Annotated in this window: 12 protein-coding genes; 6 read left to right on the top strand and 6 right to left on the bottom strand. The window is 60.4% G+C overall.

Annotated features, from left to right (window positions below; genetic code table 11):
- Positions 1-36 precede the first annotated feature (36 nt).
- The 6 genes from dnaK to QZ383_RS03560 form a co-directional block, all read right to left on the bottom strand.
- Positions 37-1,953 (bottom strand): molecular chaperone DnaK, encoded by a 1,917-nt coding sequence (gene dnaK, locus QZ383_RS03585; protein ID WP_192112274.1) that lies wholly within the window; start codon positions 1,951-1,953, stop codon positions 37-39.
- A gap of 308 nt (positions 1,954-2,261) precedes the next feature.
- A complete protein-coding gene (locus QZ383_RS03580) occupies positions 2,262-3,854 on the bottom strand; it encodes a methyl-accepting chemotaxis protein (RefSeq protein WP_291443104.1) in 1,593 nt (530 codons plus the stop codon).
- 353 nt (positions 3,855-4,207) lie between these two features.
- Positions 4,208-4,819 (bottom strand): recombination mediator RecR, encoded by a 612-nt coding sequence (gene recR / locus QZ383_RS03575; RefSeq protein WP_291443102.1) that lies wholly within the window; start codon positions 4,817-4,819, stop codon positions 4,208-4,210.
- Positions 4,820-4,823: 4 nt separating this feature from the next.
- Complete coding sequence (locus QZ383_RS03570; protein WP_291443100.1) at positions 4,824-5,135, bottom strand: YbaB/EbfC family nucleoid-associated protein; 312 nt, start codon at positions 5,133-5,135, stop codon at positions 4,824-4,826.
- Positions 5,136-5,222: 87 nt separating this feature from the next.
- The gene (gene dnaX, locus QZ383_RS03565) at positions 5,223-7,220 is read right to left on the bottom strand and encodes a DNA polymerase III subunit gamma/tau (RefSeq protein ID WP_291443098.1); all 1,998 of its coding nucleotides are present in this window, start codon (positions 7,218-7,220) and stop codon (positions 5,223-5,225) included.
- A 226-nt stretch (positions 7,221-7,446) separates the two neighbouring features.
- A complete protein-coding gene (locus tag QZ383_RS03560; RefSeq protein WP_291443096.1) occupies positions 7,447-8,367 on the bottom strand; it encodes a branched-chain amino acid transaminase in 921 nt (306 codons plus the stop codon).
- A gap of 300 nt (positions 8,368-8,667) precedes the next feature.
- On the opposite strand from QZ383_RS03560, the gene QZ383_RS03555 reads away from it, so the two are divergent.
- From QZ383_RS03555 to QZ383_RS03530, 6 genes are all read left to right on the top strand, one after another.
- A complete protein-coding gene (locus QZ383_RS03555) occupies positions 8,668-10,497 on the top strand; it encodes a hydantoinase/oxoprolinase family protein (RefSeq protein ID WP_291443094.1) in 1,830 nt (609 codons plus the stop codon).
- Positions 10,498-10,774: 277 nt separating this feature from the next.
- A complete protein-coding gene (locus QZ383_RS03550; RefSeq protein ID WP_291443092.1) occupies positions 10,775-11,305 on the top strand; it encodes a GNAT family N-acetyltransferase in 531 nt (176 codons plus the stop codon).
- 74 nt (positions 11,306-11,379) lie between these two features.
- A complete protein-coding gene (locus tag QZ383_RS03545; RefSeq protein ID WP_291443090.1) occupies positions 11,380-11,853 on the top strand; it encodes a tRNA (cytidine(34)-2'-O)-methyltransferase in 474 nt (157 codons plus the stop codon).
- Positions 11,850-12,920, top strand: coding sequence for a CobD/CbiB family cobalamin biosynthesis protein (locus QZ383_RS03540; protein ID WP_291443088.1), 1,071 nt, complete (start codon positions 11,850-11,852; stop codon positions 12,918-12,920). Before QZ383_RS03545 ends, QZ383_RS03540 begins: the two co-directional genes overlap by 4 nt.
- 7 nt (positions 12,921-12,927) lie before the next feature.
- Positions 12,928-13,680: a sulfite exporter TauE/SafE family protein gene (locus tag QZ383_RS03535; RefSeq protein ID WP_291443086.1), complete on the top strand. Its 753-nt coding sequence runs from the start codon at positions 12,928-12,930 to the stop codon at positions 13,678-13,680.
- A gap of 126 nt (positions 13,681-13,806) precedes the next feature.
- A complete protein-coding gene (locus tag QZ383_RS03530; protein WP_291443085.1) occupies positions 13,807-16,965 on the top strand; it encodes an efflux RND transporter permease subunit in 3,159 nt (1,052 codons plus the stop codon).
- Positions 16,966-16,979 lie beyond the last annotated feature (14 nt).

Here is a 16,979-nt window from a genome sequence, read left to right as displayed (position 1 = left end):
AAGTTCGGGGCGTGTGCCGCCGAGCTGCCCTTGCCCTTATTTCTTCACTTCAGTGTAGTCTGCGTCCACAACATCATCGCCCGCATTGCCATGCTGCTGGCCTGCGCCTGCGGCTCCGGCCTCTGCGCCGGGCTGGCCGCCAGTCTGCTGGGCCTGCTGCTGATAGAGCTGCTCGGCAAGCTTGTGCGAAGTTTTGGCGAGGTCATCGGTGGCAGCCTTGATGGCTGCGGCGTCTTCGCCTTCCATGAGCTTGCGCAGAGCGGCGATTTTGCCGTCAATGTCGCTCTTGAGCGCGGCGTCAGCCTTGTCGCCCAGATCGGTCAGGGATTTCTCCGTGCCATAGATCAGGCTGTCGGCGTGGTTACGCGCTTCAATCAGTTCCTGCTTCTTCTTGTCATCCGTGGCGTGGGTTTCAGCCTCGCGCACCAGACGCTGGATGTCGTCTTCCGACAGGCCGGAAGAAGCCGTGATCTTGATGGACTGTTCCTTGCCGGTGCCCATGTCCTTGGCGGATACGTTCACTATGCCGTTGGCGTCGATGTCAAAAGACACCTCGATCTGCGGCACGCCACGGGGCGCCGGGGGAATGCCAGCCAGGTCAAAACGGGCCAGGGTCATGTTGTCGGGCGCCATGGGGCGCTCGCCCTGAAGCACGTGGATGGACACCGAGGGCTGGTTGTCGGACGCCGTGGTGAACACCTGGCTTTTACGCGTCGGGATGGTGGTGTTGCGGTCGATCAGCTTGGTGAACACGCCGCCCATGGTTTCGATACCAAGGGAAAGCGGGGTCACGTCGAGCAGCAGCACGTCCTTGACGTCGCCTGTAAGGATGCCGCCCTGAATGGCAGCGCCCATGGCCACAACTTCGTCCGGGTTCACGGAGCGGTTGGGCTCCTTGCCAAAGAACTTGCCCACCACGCTCTGCACCAGAGGCATACGGGTCATGCCGCCCACAAGAATGACTTCGTCAATCTGCGAGGCGCTCATGCCAGCGTCGGCCAGGGCCTTTTTGCAGGGCTCAATGGTGCGGTCAACAAGGTCGCTGACCAGCGATTCAAGCTTGGCGCGGCCAATCTTGATGAGCATGTGCTTGGGGCCGTTCTGGTCGGCAGTGATAAAGGGCAGGTTGACCTCGGCCTCCATGGAGGTGGAAAGGTCTTTCTTGGCCTTTTCAGCGGCTTCTTTCAGACGCTGGAGGGCCATGCTGTCCTTGGCAAGGTCAATGCCGTTTTCACGCTTGAACTCTTCCACCAGGAAGTTGATGACTCGCTGGTCAAAGTCTTCGCCGCCGAGGAAGGTGTCGCCATTGGTGGCGCGCACTTCCACGACATTGTCGCCAACTTCAAGGATAGAAATATCAAAGGTGCCGCCGCCGAGGTCGAACACGGCGATCTTTTCGTTGGCCTTTTTGTCAGCTCCGTATGCCAGCGAGGCCGCAGTGGGCTCGTTGATGATACGCTTGACGTCAAGACCGGCGATACGGCCTGCGTCCTTGGTGGCCTGGCGCTGGGCGTCGTTAAAGTAGGCGGGCACGGTGATGACCGCTTCTGTAACGGTTTCGCCGAGGTATGCTTCCGCATCGGCCTTCAGCTTGGCCAGAATCATGGCCGAAACTTCAGGCGCGCTGTAGGTGCGACCATCCACTTCCACGCCGGCGTCGTCATTGGCTGCCTTGACGATGGCGTAGGGCGAGTGCTCTTTCCAGCGGCCAACTTCGGGGCTTTCAAATTTACGGCCCATGAGGCGCTTGATGGCGAAAACCGTGCGCTTGGGGTTGGTGACGGCCTGGCGCTTGGCTATATCGCCCACCAGGCGTTCCTTATCTGTAAAGGCGACCACGGAAGGAGTGGTACGGCCACCTTCGGGATTGGTGATGCACTTGGGGTCCTTGCCCTCCATGACGTAGACGCAGGAGTTCGTGGTACCCAGGTCGATGCCTATGATCTTGGACATATCTGAATCCTCCTCAGGAAAACTTCTCTGTGCGCTTCGCGCTACCACCTCCGAGGGGCCTCAGGGAGTGCGCAAACGGCGGCGAGCGCGGGAAAATCAGCGCCATTGGTTGGGCGCGAACAATATGTAAGTCCTTCTCCGTTATCGTCCAGAGCGGTTGGGCAAAAAAAATCAAAAAACTTGTGCAAGTGGTGGTTTGCGAACGTAACCCTGGCATTTTTCCTCGCGAGCAGCTCAAAAAAAAGCCGCCGGAAGCGTATTCCGGCGGCTGATTTATGTCAGGGACTGATGCCCGGTTATATCGCGGATTATGCCTCGGCAGCGTGTTTTTTGTCGTCCTTGCGGATGTCGTCAAGGATGCCAGTTACAATATTGACCTGAGCGGCAAGGTCGCGCACCTGACCTGCGGCGGCGTTGGTTGCCTCGGCAATGCGGGCGCTCAGCGTGTTGACCTCGGCAATATTGCGGTTGATTTCTTCCGAAGCTGCCGACTGCTGCGTGGCTGCCGTGGCAATGGCGGAAACCCGGCTGCTGGAATCGCCCGCGAGATTTGAGATAAGGTCAAGCGAGTGCCCTGACTCCTGCGCCATATGGCTCACTTCTTCAATGGAATTGACGGTGGTATCCACCGTTGTGGCGCTTTTGCTGGTGCCTTCCTGAATGGCGGCAATGGCTTTTTCCACTTCGCTTGTGGCGCTCATGGTTTTTTCGGCCAGTTTGCGCACTTCGTCCGCCACCACGGCAAAACCACGGCCGGCATCGCCAGCGCGGGCGGCTTCAATGGCGGCATTGAGGGCAAGCAGGTTCGTCTGGTCGGCAATGTCGCGGATAAGCGTCAGCACTGCGCCAATGTCCCTTGCCTGTTTGTCCAGCGTGCTCATTTCGCCCTTGAGGCCAGAGGCCTTGCCCTGCACTTCCTGCATATTCTTGATGGTGCGCAGCACAATGTCCGCGCCTTCCTGGGCGTGTCCCTGCACGGAATTGGCCGCATCGGCAGCGCCGTCTGCATTGTGGGCCACTTCAAGGACGGTGGAATTCATTTCGTCCATGGCAGTGGCTGTTTCAGCCATGCGGTCGGCCACCGTGCCGGACTTGTCGCGCACATCGTTGAGTGATTTGTCGAGGGTATTGGCGGCATGTTGCAATGTTTCCACAACGCCTTCAAGCTGGTTCACGGTTTCCATGCGGGCCTTGTGCGCGGCTTGTTCGGCCTTCTTCTCAAGGGCAATGCGTGCGGTGATGTCCTCGCCAATTTCCACATGGCCCACCACGTTGCCGCGCCGGTCCTGCAAAAAGTCGAGCATGATCTGCATGGTTTTGCCATTGGGCATCTCATTGATGACCTGCTTGTTGCCCAGGCGCAACTGCTCAATGCCGCACTGCGGCGTGTTGCAGATGTTGCCCTGCTTTTCCGAGCAGTGCTTGCCCACCACATCGCCCTGACAGGCTTTATTCATACTCTCGAGTGCGACCTTGTTGCAGAAGGTCCAGACCATGTCGTTATCCGTAACAGATATGGAGAGGGGCAGGGTGTTGAGTATGCTCTCGTACCAGTGGGCCTGGCCTTCAAGCTTCGCGACCATTTCTTGAAGGGCCGTTGCCATGTGGCCCAGACAGTCAGAACGGTCTATTTCCAGCTTTGCTTTTTCATCGCCAGCGGCAATGGCCTTGGCGTAGAGCACAATTTTACGGATGGGGCAGAGTCTGTTGCATATAAAAAAAGAGCCAGCAACGGCTAGCAGGAGTGTAAAGCCACCGCCGATCAGCAGGGCTTTCAGGGCGGCTGCGCCAGATAAAGCATCGCCCAGAACCATGGTAAACCCGATGAGCATGGCCATACAGGCCAGTACGAGACCCGCGACAAAAACAAAGATGATGCGATAAGCCAAAGTCATGTTCATGGAATAGAACCTCATCCTGCGCCTTTGATTTGCTGGCAAACGCCATTCGGCCCGGGCGCTGTCAGTTGGCCTGTGCAAAGAATGCAACGCGCAAACAGAAACCATCCCACTGAGATTCCTGAAAGTTTTTACGATGCATATGCCTTTGGCAAAACACGTAGCATATATTATGTATTCAATAGTATATGCTGAGAGGTGGAAAAACAAGGGGATTGTGCAAATGTGCACAAATCACATGCGTATTGCAGGGCAACGCATACAATCTCCGTGTTGCCCTTCTTACGGCAGAATCATCGAAAAATTTATAGCAGCGTGAAAAAAAAGACGAGTCGCCGAGTTGGATATGCGGGATGTCAGGAGAGATCCTGCCGAAATTGCAGGGATTGTCGCAGGGTTTCCTTGTCCATAAATTTTACTTCGGCCCCAAGGGGAATCCCCTGCGCAAGACGCGAAACGCGGACTGTGGGGAACTGCCTGCGCACCATCTGCCGGATGAAGGAAGCCGTATTCTCCGCCTCAAGCGTTGCGCCCAGTGCCAGAATGAGCTCATGCACCTCGCCTTCGCCCAGGCGCTTCACCAGTCTGTCCATGTCGAGGCTGTCGGAATCCATGCGCTCAAGGGGTGCAAGCAGGCCGCCCAGAATCAAATACTGGCCGTGGTAAAAGCCGCCTTCGTCCAGCGTGAGCATGCTGTCCCATTCGGTGACAAGGCAAAGCGTATCGCGGGTGCGCTCCGTATCGGAACAGACGGCGCAGGGGTCAGTGGAAGAAAGCCCCCCGCAGCGCGAACAGAGGTGCAGGTTGTCGCGCAGGTCGTGGATGCCGCGCCCAAGACGCCGAGTTTCGGCTTCCGGCCATTTGAGCAGGGCCATGGCGGCCCGCATGGCGGATTTGGGGCCAAGGCCCGGCAGACGCGAAAGCTGCTCTACCAGGGCCTTGAGCGGTTCGGGAATCCGATCGTGCATGGCTCTAGAAAAGGCCGGGCAGCTTGATGCCGCCAGAGATGGAGCTCATTTCGCGCTCCATGGTTTCGCGAGCGATGCGACCGGCTTCGTTAACAGCGGCCAGAATAAGATCCTGGAGCATTTCAACATCGTTGCCTTCAAGGGCCTTGGGGTCAATGATCAGCTTGCGCAGCTCCTGCTTGCCGGAGACTTCGGCCTTGACCATGCCGCCGCCGCTGCTGGCTTCGTAGCTGTGTTCGCCCATATCCTGCTGGAGTTTGGCGATTTTGTTCTGCATAACCTGCGCCTGGCGCAGAATGTCGTTCATGTTCCGCATGTGTTTCTCCTTGCGTCTGTTGCATGCTTCCGGTTCCGGCGGCGTGGGCCGGGCGGACGCGGAAAGTTTTTTCAGTTGCCAGCGGGCTCAGCGGTTGTCTTGATCCACCGGGCGGCACCCTTTGACCCGTGCGTTCAGCACTTCAAGGCAGGGCTGCAACTCGGGCCTCTGGCTGAACTCTTCAATCAGTTCGGCCTCCGGGCGATAGGGCCGGGGCGCCACGAGCTCGAGCTGTGTCTGCCCTGCGCCGTAGGCGGCCAAAGCCGCTGTCAGCTCCTCGCGTCCGCGCTCAAGCTGGAACAACTGGGTTTCAGCCTTGGGGGCGAGGCGTAAAATCCCGTCCGTCCATGTGGCGCTCACGCTGCGCAGCAAATGCTGGCGCGGCATGTCGCGCCCGGCGCCTTGCCATGAAGAGCAAAAATCACAAAATGCCGCCCAATTGCAGGCTGCCTGACCTTCCCGCTTGCCCTGGTCTGGTGTGCCTGCGCCGCCCTTGTTGAGGCCTTGCCCGTCAGCGACACTTGCGCTGGTGTCCGGCTGGTCAGAATCTCTGGGGCCAGCTCCATTTTGTCCAGAATCCTCTTGCCTGAAATTTCGGTGGCCAGAATCTTCCCGACGGGGGGTCTCCTGGCCGGGGCTACCCTGATTTGGACTACCCATATCTGAGATAGCCGTATTTGTGCTGCCCTGATCAAGTTGCGCTGCTCCTGTTTGCGCACCGGGCCGCCAGGGCCGGTGCGTGGGGGCAGCAAAACTCTGGGCCGCGTCAGGCTCGTCTGATTCCGCATCGTCCGCATCATTGGCGGCGTGCTGGCCCGTGGCGGCATCCCTGGGGCGGGATTGCGCCATCTGCGCGCTTCCGGCGGGCATTTCCGCGCTGTTTTCCATACGCTGCGCGGAGGGGGGCACGGCCTGAGCCTGGTGCTGAGTTCCCTGTCCGGCTCCGCCAGCTGGCCCAACGGGGCCGGGCGTGGCCTGCCCTACGGGTAGTAATTGCGGCAGCAGGGCAAGGTTGAGCAAAAGCAGTTCGAGCGCTGCTGCTGGTTCCGGGCTTTGCACTATGCCGCGCTGCGCGTCAAGGGCCATCTGCCATGCCGCGTGCAGATGCGCGGCAGAAAATTGCGGAGCAATGCCCTGCCAGAGGGCGGCTTCGTCTGCGGGGAGGCGCAGGCTCGGCACAATGGCCTGACCGCTCTGGCGCAGCAAAAAGAGGTTGCGCAGATTGCCCGCAAGCTCGCGCATGAAAAAGCCAATATCCACACCTTGCTGCAATATCTGCCCGCACAGGTTTGCCACGGCGGCGCAATCCTGCCCTTGCAGGGCGGCAAACAGCTCCGCAAACAGTTCCTGCCCAGCAAGGCCAAGTACCTGCCGGGTGGCTGCAATGGTGAGTTCCTCGCCGCCAAGGGCGAGGGTCTGATCAAGCAGCGACATGCTGTCGCGCACACTGCCCGCAGCCCTGCGCGCAATAAGTCGCACGGCCCCTTCTTCAAAGGCGGCGTTTTCTTTGCGCAGCACAGCGGTGAGGTGGGCAAAGAGCGCGTCTTCACTCAGGTGGCGAAACACAAAATGCTGGCAGCGGCTCACAATGGTGATGGGGAACTTGTGCGCCTCGGTGGTGGCAAAAATAAAGACCACACGTTCCGGCGGTTCTTCCAGCGTTTTCAGCAACGCGTTGAAGGCGTTGCGGGTGAGCATATGGGCTTCGTCAATGATGAAAATCTTGTAGCGGCCTTCCATGGGCGCGTAGCCGATGGTTTCGCGCAAGGAGCGGGCGTCTTCAACGCTGTTGTTGGAAGCGCCGTCGATTTCGGTCACGTCAACGTGCACGCCCTGGGTGATCTTGCGGCATTGCTCGCACTGGTTGCAGGGTTCCGGCCCCGGAGCGTGCTGGCAGTTGAGCGCCTTGGCAAAAATACGGGCAATGGTGGTTTTGCCCACGCCGCGAGTGCCGCTCAAAAGGTAGGCGGCTGCGGGCCTGTCTTCTGCCGCAGCGCGGGAAAGGACGGCCTTGACCATGTCCTGTCCTGCTACCTGGGCGAAGTTTTGCGGCCTGTATCGTGCGGCGAGGGAAAGATGTTTCATGGCGCTCGTTGCCTTTGAAAGATGACCAACGGGCTGTCGGGCAGTCCCGGATTGCGCTGCGCGCGAACCCGCAGGAAAGGCTGTTACCTGTTGTGTCCGTGTTGCGCCGGATTACGACGCAGGGCGGACTTGGTTTACTCTTTGGTACCCGGCAGCCCCGCAAGAGCGGAGCTGCCGGACGCATATCTCTATAGGCGGCGGCATTGCAGCCCGCCGTTTGTCTCCACTAAATGGTAAAGCGGTGCAGCCAGCCTTCGTACTTGGGATTTTCGCCCTTGACGATGGCAAAGTATTCTTTCTGCAGGTGCTTGGTCACCGGGCCAGCGTGCCCAACGCCAATCTGGCGGTGGTCAAGCTCGCGGATGGGGGTGATTTCAGCCGCGGTGCCGGTAAAGAACGCTTCATCAGCGATGTAGAACTCATCGCGGGTGAACTGCTGTTCTTCCACGGTGTAGCCGAGGTCTCTGGCAAGCTTCATGACGGAATCGCGCGTGAGGCCGCCCAGAATGGACGTCCAGGGCGTGGTTTTGATCACGCCGTCGCGCACGATAAAGATGTTCTCGCCCGTGGCTTCGGAAACATAGCCGTTGGTGTCGAGCATCACGGCTTCGTCATAGCCGTCTTCCTTGGCTTCCACCTTGGCAAGGATGGAGTTGATGTAGTTGCCGGCGGCCTTGGCCTTGGACATGCTGGTATTCACATGGCTGCGGGCAAAGCTGCTGGTCTTGACGCGGATGCCCTTATCAAGAGCTTCTGCGCCAAGGTACGCGCCCCAGGCCCAGGCGGCGATGATGGTCTGCACCGGGTTGTTGCCGGGGTAGACGCCCATTTCGCCATGGCCCACAAAAGAAAGGGGGCGCACGTAACCTTCGGGCAGTTTGTTGGCCTTGAGGGTCTCAATACAGGCGGCTACGAGCTGTTCAGCCGTGAAGGGTACTTCCAGGCGCATAATCTTAGCGGAGTTAATTAGGCGCTTGCAGTGGTCTTCCAGACGGAATACGGCAGAAGTGCCGTCGGCGCAGGCGTATGCGCGAATGCCTTCAAATACGGCGCTGCCGTAATGCAGGGCGTGGGTCAGCACATGAACCTGTGCTTGTTCAGAAGGGAGCATTTTTCCGTCAAACCAGATAAACTTTGCGTTCTGCATGGCTTTCCTCCGCAGTAGCCTGCTGTATAAGACGCGGGCTCGCCGGGGCAGTCCCGGCGGTTGCCGCAAGAGCAAAAATCTACTGAAAATGACCGCATATGGCAAGCAATTGCGCCAGTGGGAGAAAGAATATCCACAATTGCGGGCGCATGGAGCGGGCGCATGGAACAGGCAAGGGGGATGCGCGGCAGGCAGGGCGGGTAAGGATGCCTGAAAACTGTCCAATAATAAGGGCTGGCCCTGCGGATGGCGATGCCGTATGTTCAGGGCCAGCAAACAAGTATTTATGAGGCCGGAATTATGAGCGAAACATATGTGCTGGGCATTGACGCCGGGGGTACGCATACCGATGCCGTACTGCTTGCCTGCGATGCCGCCGCAGAAGAAATGGCTCCGGACGGGACGGGCGCAGATGGATTTGGCACCGAAGCTTTGCCCTCCGCCCGGCTGGTGGCCAGCGCCAAGGCGCGTACCCGTCATGACAATCTGCCCGCATCTGTGCGCGAGGTGCTTGCCGCCCTGGCAAAGGCTGCTCCTGACTGCGATTTTGGCGCTGTTTCACGCGTGACCCTTGGGGCGACCCTGGCTGTCAACGCTCTGGTGCAGGATCGCGCAGACCCTGTGGGACTGGCCCTTTCCGCCGGGCCGGGGCTTGACCCGCACCATTTTGCAATGGGCGCGCATGTCTGCGTTGTCCCCGGCGGGCTGGATCACCGGGGCGTGGAGGTCAGCCCCCTGCGCACAGCTTCCTTGCCCACCGCTGTCAGGGAATGGGAGGCGGCGGGTGTTGCCGCCGTGGCCTGCGTGGGCAAATTTTCGCCGCGCAATGCCGCGCACGAGCTGGCCATGAGCGAGGCCGTGCGGTCGGCTGCGCCGCAAATGTCCGTAACTGTAGGGCACAGGCTTTCGGGGCGGCTCAACTTTCCCCGGCGCATGGCAACCGCCTATTTTAACGCCGCCGTGCAGCGCCTGCACAATGAATTTCTGGATGCCGTGGAGGCGGCCCTTGCCGAAGCTGGCATCACGGCCTCCGTGCGTCTGCTCAAGGCGGACGGCGGCGCGGTGCCGCTGACGCTTTCGCGTCGGGAGCCTGTGCAGTCCATACTTTCCGGCCCTGCGGCCAGCGTCATGGGCGTGCTCGCCCTGTGCGGCGGCAGCAAGGCCATGCGTCAGGGCTGCTCCCTGCTGCTCGATATGGGCGGTACAACAACAGACATGGCGCTCTTTGTGGACGGCTCCCCGGTGGTGGACAGGGACGGCATGTTGCTCAAGGGGCGGCGCACCCTTGTGCGCGCTCTGGCTTCGGTTTCCATCGGCGTGGGCGGCGATTCGCTGCTTACGGTGGATGCCGCGCCCGGCGCTGTGCGCCCTGTTCAGGTCGGCCCCTTGCGTGAAGGCCCGGCCATGGCCTTTGGCGGTTCCCGGCCCACTTTGCTGGATGCCCTGAACGTATTGAATTTTGCTGTTGACCCGGCTGACGTGCAGGGCATCAATGGCGGGGATGCCCTGGCCGGCGATGTGGGCGCATCCGCAGCGGGCATTGCGGCGCTGGCCGCAGAACACGGCCTGTCCCCGGAATCTCTGGCTCAAATGGCCGCAGACGATGCCCTTGCGCAGGTGGCTGCCGCTGCCCGTGCCCTGACCGATGACATCAACGCCCGCCCCATTTATACTTTGGCGGCCCTCAAGGCCGTGCGCGAGGCGCGCCCGCAGCATGTGTGGCTGGTGGGCGGCCCTGCGGCCTGCGTTGCCCGGCGCATGTCCAAAGTTCTGGACATGCCCGTGGAAACGCCGCCGTATGCGGATGTTGCCAATGCCGTGGGCGCGGCCCTGACCTTGCCCACAGACGCGCTGGAACTCTATGCCGATACCGGGCGCTGCGTGCTGACAATCCCGGCCGTTGAATTGACCGAGCGCATTGGCAAGGGCTACAGCCTGGGTGAAGCCCGTCAACGGGCCAGCGCCCTGCTGCGCGAAAGGCTGGAGGCTGCTGGCGTCAGCGGCGCGCGGGTGGAAGTGACCGAGGCAGACATCTTTGCCACGCTGGACGATGCGGGCTTTGGCAGCAAGGATATTCGTGTTGTTTGTCAGGTTGTTCCTGGTCTCTCCGCTGCCATGAAAATTATGTGATCGGGTGTGGCGTGCGTGGCTTTTGCCCTCCGGCTGCGTCAAAATATTGCCCGGTGTCGGTCGAGTACCGCTATGTACACTCCGTCCATGGACAATATTTTTCCTTGCCGGAGAACAAAATCCATCGCACGGCGCACCCGATCACGAAGAGACAAGGGTTTCAGAATTTCGGCGGAGAGCAAAAGGCGCTCAGTTGCAGACATACCTTGTTGGGGTGAGTTTCAAAGAATTGAAGCTCTGGTTACCGGAAGTGACACGAGTAGCGCGGCGGATTGATATGAAAAGTCTTCAGGGATACACCATAGATCTGGCAACGGCAGCTCATGTGCCTCTGCTGGCGGCTATCGAAGTTGCCGCTGCGGGGATTTTTCCTCCAGGCTCCATACCAGATCACATCCGTTCCGAGTTCTCACCTGTAGACAAACTGCATGAAGCTGTTCAAAGCGGCCTTCTCTGGGTGGCCCTTGACCAAGCGGGTAATCCTGTGGGCTATGCCTATGTGCGGCTGATTGACCATGCCGCCCTGCTGGCCCAGATTGACGTGCACCCCGACCACATGCGCAAAGGCATAGGCGCGGCACTCATTGGCCGGGTTGCAGGGCGCATGCGGCAACGCCAAGTGCCCGCCATCTATCTGACAACGTTTACTCACGTGCCCTGGAACGCGCCATTTTATGCCCGCTTGGGCTTTACGGCGCTGGATGATGCGGGCTTACCCCAGTTTCTTAAGGATATTCTTGAAGAAGAAAAGTTCTGCGGCCTGACCGACCGCATTGGTATGCGCCTGCCCCTCGCGGGGGCGGCATAGGTCTGTTTACCCCGGCAACATGGCTGGCACTCCCAGTCTGAGCCATTACATTATTACCACCAGTCAGCTACACCATGCAGATAGTTCTTTTTGAGCCGGAAATTCCCCCCAATACAGGCAATATCGCCCGGCTGTGCGCCGCTACGGATACAGTCCTGAACCTTATTGAACCCTTGGGCTTCAAGCTTGAAGACCGCTACCTCAAGCGGGCAGGGCTGGATTACTGGCCCAATGTGCGGCTGCGCGTCTGGCCCGACTGGGCCGCCTTTGCGACGCAAGGGCAGCAGGGTGCGCGCCTTGTGTTGACCTCGGCCAAGAAAGGGCAGGTCAGCGCCCCGGCCCATCAGTTTGCCTTTGAGCCGGAGGATTGCCTTGTATTCGGCCCGGAAACGCGCGGTCTGCCGCAGGAAATTCTGGCGCTTTCGCCCCACCGCATCCGCATTCCCATGCTGGAGGGCCGCGTGCGCAGCCTCAACCTCTCCACCTCGGCGGGCATTGTGCTGTACATGGCCCTGGCCCGCACCGGACTCATGGAGGATTGGGCGTGAGTCTGGCGCAGCTATTCCCCTATTCCGTGTGGGAATGCTGGTGGCTTGCCCCTCTGGCCCTGATTTTTGATCTCTGGCTGGGCGATCCTGACCTGCCGTGGAGGCACCCTGTCTGCGCTGTAGGCAAGCTGCTGGACTGGCTGGAAGCCCCGGCGCGGCGGTTTATGCGCAAGAACGGGCCGGATACCGAACGCCAGCGCGGGCGCTTTGCCGGGGCAGTTGCCCTGGCAGTGCTTGTGGGCCTGACGGGCGCGGTTGCGTGGGGGCTGGTTTCCTTGCCTGTGTTTGGGACGCTGCTGGCCCTGTATCTGGCCTGGGCCGGGCTTGCTCTGGGCAGCCTGCTGCGCACAGGGCAGGAGGTGCTGCGCCGGGTGGAACACTATGACGAGCCGCAAGCGCGCGAAGCGCTTTCGTGGCTGGTCAGCAGGGACACGTCCAGCATGGATCGCTCCCTCATGCGCAAAACCCTTGCTGATACGCTTTCTGAAAACCTTACGGATGCCTTTATGGCTCCTTTTTTCTGGCTGCTCGTGGGCGGGCCTGTGGCCATGTGGTGCTACAAGGCCGTGAGCACAACCGATTCCATGTGGGGCTACGTGACGGAAAAGTGGCGCTGGCTGGGATGGGCCGGGGCGCGCGGCGATGATGCGCTGGCCTACATTCCTGCCCGTTTGTCGGCCTGCGCGGCCTGCCTAGCGGACAGATGCGCGAGCATCTGTGAGCATCATCTGCGTTTTTTGCCTGGGCGGCTGCGGCCTGTGCGCCTGTGGCAAGGCCGCTGGCCCGGTTTTCGGGTCGTGGCCCGACAGGCCGTGGGCATGCCAAGCCCCAATTCCGGCTGGTCCATGACAGTCTGCGCATGGCTGTGCGGCGCGCGCATGGGCGGGCCGTCCGTGTACTTTGGCACGCTGACGCCAAAACCCTGGCTTGGGCCGGAACAGGACGAGGCAGCGCCCTGGGATCGCAAGCGCTTGCTGGCGCTTTGCGAACTCTTGCGCTATAGCGCCTTGTGTGGGGGACTGACGCTCTGGCTGTGCTTCATGGTGGTCAGTCTGCCTAATTTTTGAGGAAGATATGCTGTTAATAGTTCTGGGTGCTGTATGCCTGCTGGTGGGTATTCTGGTCGGGCTTACGGGCGTGGGCGGTATTCTTGTTCCTCCCGGGCTGATTCTGCTGAGCGGGCTTGAGCCGCATGAGGCCATGGGGACGGCATTGGCGTCATTTTTACCCATCGCGCTGGTGGGAACCGTCATGTACCGCCGTCTGGGCCATGTGGACTGGTCGCGGGCCACGCCCTTTATGATCGGCGGCCTCGCGGCACTGCCGGGGGCCGTGCTCAACGCCAGCATCAACGCAAAGCCGCTGGTAATTTTGCTGGCGGGCATCATCCTGTTTGCGGGCTTTTGCGTATTGCGGCCCCCCAAGGCTGGCGGCAGCGTTTTTTGGCAGGGCAGGGCGGGATTTTTTTTCATCGGGGCGAGTACGGGTTTTCTGGCGGGCATGACCGGCGCGGGCGGCCCTGTGCTCACCATTCCGTGGATGATAGCCGCCGGGGTTGCCCCCATGACGGCTGTGGGCCTTGCCATGCCGTACCAGGTGGTTACGGCCGTGTTCGGCACCGTGGGTAATATAGCTGACGGGCATGTGGATTTTGCCCTGTTGCCGATAGTCTGCATTCTTGAAATCGCTGGTTTTGCTGGCGGCGTTGTTCTGGCAAAACGCACGCCCACGGGCATGCTGCGCAACCTCATAGGCGGCGTGTGCTGTTTGCTTGGGCTGTTTCTGCTTGTGCGAGAGCTGGAGTCTGTCATCCTCAAGATGTTTTAACCGGGTTTCGTCCGCCGCAAGGCTACTGTTTCAGGCATTATATACATTGTCGGGCTGAGCCTGATCCGGGCTGCCCTTTTGCCGCAAGGCAAGTATGCCGTCCATTGCATTCCCCGAGGGGGCCGCATGAATATCGCCGCGCTTTTTATCCGCCGCCCTGTGGCCACTGTACTGATAATGCTGGGCATGCTGTTTTTTGGCGTGTCGGGGTATCGCAATCTGCCCGTAAACCAGTTGCCCACGGTGGATTTCCCCACCATTCAGGTGCAGGCCGAGCTTGCCGGGGCCGACCCGGAAACCATGGCTTCCTCCGTGGCTACGCCGCTGGAAAAAGAATTCTTCACCATTGCGGGCATTGATTCCATTTCATCAGTCAATTCCACGGGCCGCACACGCATCACCATCCAGTTTGCCCTTGATCGCAATATCGATGCGGCAGCTCTGGACGTGCAGTCGGCCATCGGTTTGGCCCAGCGCCGTTTGCCCTCCAACATGACTGTGCCGCCGAGCTTCCGCAAGGTGAACCCCGCAGATCTGCCCATCCTGCAACTGCGTGTATCGTCTGCCACCTTGCCGCTCTATGTGCTCAATGAATACGCGGACACGCTCATCGGCCAGCGCCTTTCCATGGTGGACGGCGTGGCCCAGGTGGTCATTTACGGGCAGAAGCAGTACGCCGTGCGCGTGCAGCTGAACCCGGACGAGCTGGCCACGCGGGGCATAGGCATTGATGAAGTGGCCGATGCTGTGGCCTCCGCCAACAGCATGCTGCCCACAGGCTCGCTGGAAGGGTCGCATCGCGCCGATTCCATCAAATCCTCGGGCCAGCTCATGAACGCCCGCGCCTTCAGCGACGCGGTGGTGGCCTACCGCAACGGCGCACCTGTGCGCCTGCGCGATCTGGGCGAAGTGGTGGACAGCTTTAAGCAGGACAAACAACTCACCTGGAGCAACGGCGGCGCGCCCAGCATCATGCTGGCCGTGGAGCGCCAGCCCGGCACCAATACAGTGCAGGTGGTGGATTCCATCCGCGCCCTGCTGCCCGCGCTGGAAAAACAGTTGCCGCCCTCCGCAAAAGTGGAGGTTTTTTACGACCGCTCGGAGTCCATCCGCGAATCAGTGGCGGACGTAAAGTTCACACTGGTGCTCACGGTGTTTCTGGTGGTGCTGGTCATCTTTATCTTTTTGCGCAATCTGCCCGCCACAATCATTCCCAGCCTTGCCCTGCCCATGTCGGTTATTTCGACTTTTGCCGTCATGTCTGTGCTGGGCTACAGCCTGGACAACCTCTCGCTCATGGCCCTGACCCTTGCCGTGGGTTTTGTGGTGGACGATGCCATCGTCATGCTTGAAAATATCGTGCGGCATCAGGAAATGGGCAAGGATCCGCAAACCGCGGCCTTTGACGGCTCGGCGGAGATCGGCTTCACCATTGTTTCCATGACGCTCTCGCTGGCGGCAGTGTTCATCCCCGTGCTGTTCATGGGCGGGATTGTGGGGCGGCTGTTCCGCGAATTCGCGGTGGTCATCATTGCCGCAATCTTGAGCTCCGGCGTGGTTTCGCTCACGCTCACGCCCATGCTCTGCGCCTATTTTTTGAAGGCGCAAGGGCGGAACATGGCCGGGCACAAACCTGCCGTGAGCGGGCTGTACGGCGCGCTTGAACGATGTTTTGACAGGCTGGCCGACCTGTACGCCCGCTCGCTGGATGTGGCGTTGCGCCATCGGCGTATTACCCTGTTGGCCTCGTTTGGCCTGCTGGCCCTGACAGTATGGCTGGGCATGGTCATTCCCAAGGGTTTTTTGCCCACGGAAGACATGGGCCTGTTGCAGGCCAGCACCGAGGCGGAGCAGGGCGTGTCCTTTGAGGGCATGGTGCGGGCGCAGCACAGCCTTGACCCAATGCTGGAATCATCCACCCATGTGGCGGCCTACAACTCCATTGTGGGCATTGTGGGCGGCAGCCAGAGCATGAACAACGGCATCCTGCTCATGCGGCTGGCGGAGCACGACAAACGCCCCGGCATTGAGGCCGTGGCCCAGAAGCTGCGCAAGGATCTCAACACCTCGCCTTCCATGCGCGTATTTGTGCGTGTGCCGCCAACCATCAGTATTGGCGGCCGCGCCTCCAAGGCCCTGTATCAGTACACGCTGTTTGGGCCGGATATGGGTTCGCTTTTTGAAAGCGCCCAACGCATCGAGGATGCCCTGCGCAAGTTGCCGGAATTGCAGGACGTCAACAGCGACCTGCAACTCAAGAATCCTGAACTGCGCGTGACCATTGACCGCAACCGCGCCGCAGCTCTGGGCGTGACCCCGCAGCAGATAGAGCTGGCCCTGCAGTCGGCCTACGGTTCGCGCGAGGTTTCGACAATTTACGCGCCCACGGATGACTATTCGGTCTTTGTGGAATTGCAAAAGCCTTTCCAGAAAGACCGTTCGGCCCTTTCGCGGCTTTATGTACGCTCCAAGAGCGGCGACCTTGTGCCGCTGGATACTCTTGCCAAGCTTTCCACCGGGGTTGGCCCCATCGCGGTCAACCACAATGGGCAGTTCCCGTCCGTGACCATCTCGTACAATCTGCGCCCCGGTATTTCGCTCAGCCAGGGCGTAGGCGCGGTGGAGGCGGCGGCGCGCCCGCTGCTGCCCGATACGGTGACCGCCGAATCGCAGGGCACTGCACAGGCCTTCCAGAGTTCGCTCAAGGGCATGGGCTGGCTGCTTGTGCTGGCCATTGTGGTCATTTATCTTGTGCTGGGCATTTTGTACGAGAGCTTCATCCACCCGTTCACCATTCTTTCCGGCTTGCCGTCGGCTGGCTTTGGCGCGCTGGCGACCCTGTGGCTGTTCGGCATGGAGCTTGATCTGTACGGCTTTGTGGGTATCATCATGCTGCTCGGCATCGTGAAGAAAAACGCCATCATGATGCTCGATTTCGCACTGGAAGCGCAGAAGAAGGATCCGTCCCTTGACCCGCTGGCGGCCATTACCCAGGGCTGTCATGTGCGCTTTCGGCCTATCATGATGACCACCGTGGCCGCGCTCATGGGCGCGCTGCCCATAGCCGTGGGCATTGGCGCGGGGGCAGATGCCCGCCGCGCGCTGGGTCTGGCCGTGGTGGGCGGGCTGTGCTTTTCGCAGCTGGTCACGCTCTACATCACGCCAGTGTACTACTATTATATGGAAAAACTCTCCCGCAGGCTGGGACGCCTCTGGGGCGGGCGTTTCAAGCAGAACCGGCAGGAACATGCGGAGAATGGGCAAGCCTTTCCGCCTTCGCACTGATCCGGCCCTGGAGA

The organism is Desulfovibrio sp. (assembly GCF_019422935.1).
Classification (GTDB): Bacteria; Desulfobacterota; Desulfovibrionia; order Desulfovibrionales; family Desulfovibrionaceae; genus Desulfovibrio.
This window is presented reverse-complemented; position numbering and strand designations above follow the sequence as displayed.

Excerpts from the sequence above, each read along its gene's own strand:
- QZ383_RS03530 (WP_291443085.1), top strand. The coding sequence starts at position 13,807 with ATGAATATCGCCGCGCTTTTTATCCGCCGCCCTGTGGCCACTGTACTG.
- QZ383_RS03550 (WP_291443092.1), top strand. The coding sequence starts at position 10,775 with ATGAAAAGTCTTCAGGGATACACCATAGATCTGGCAACGGCAGCTCAT.
- QZ383_RS03570 (WP_291443100.1), bottom strand. The coding sequence starts at position 5,135 with ATGCGGAACATGAACGACATTCTGCGCCAGGCGCAGGTTATGCAGAAC.
- QZ383_RS03560 (WP_291443096.1), bottom strand. The coding sequence starts at position 8,367 with ATGCAGAACGCAAAGTTTATCTGGTTTGACGGAAAAATGCTCCCTTCT.
- QZ383_RS03580 (WP_291443104.1), bottom strand. The coding sequence starts at position 3,854 with ATGAACATGACTTTGGCTTATCGCATCATCTTTGTTTTTGTCGCGGGT.
- dnaX (WP_291443098.1), bottom strand. The coding sequence starts at position 7,220 with ATGAAACATCTTTCCCTCGCCGCACGATACAGGCCGCAAAACTTCGCC.
- recR (WP_291443102.1), bottom strand. The coding sequence starts at position 4,819 with ATGCACGATCGGATTCCCGAACCGCTCAAGGCCCTGGTAGAGCAGCTT.
- QZ383_RS03535 (WP_291443086.1), top strand. The coding sequence starts at position 12,928 with ATGCTGTTAATAGTTCTGGGTGCTGTATGCCTGCTGGTGGGTATTCTG.
- QZ383_RS03555 (WP_291443094.1), top strand. The coding sequence starts at position 8,668 with ATGAGCGAAACATATGTGCTGGGCATTGACGCCGGGGGTACGCATACC.
- dnaK (WP_192112274.1), bottom strand. The coding sequence starts at position 1,953 with ATGTCCAAGATCATAGGCATCGACCTGGGTACCACGAACTCCTGCGTC.
- QZ383_RS03545 (WP_291443090.1), top strand. The coding sequence starts at position 11,380 with ATGCAGATAGTTCTTTTTGAGCCGGAAATTCCCCCCAATACAGGCAAT.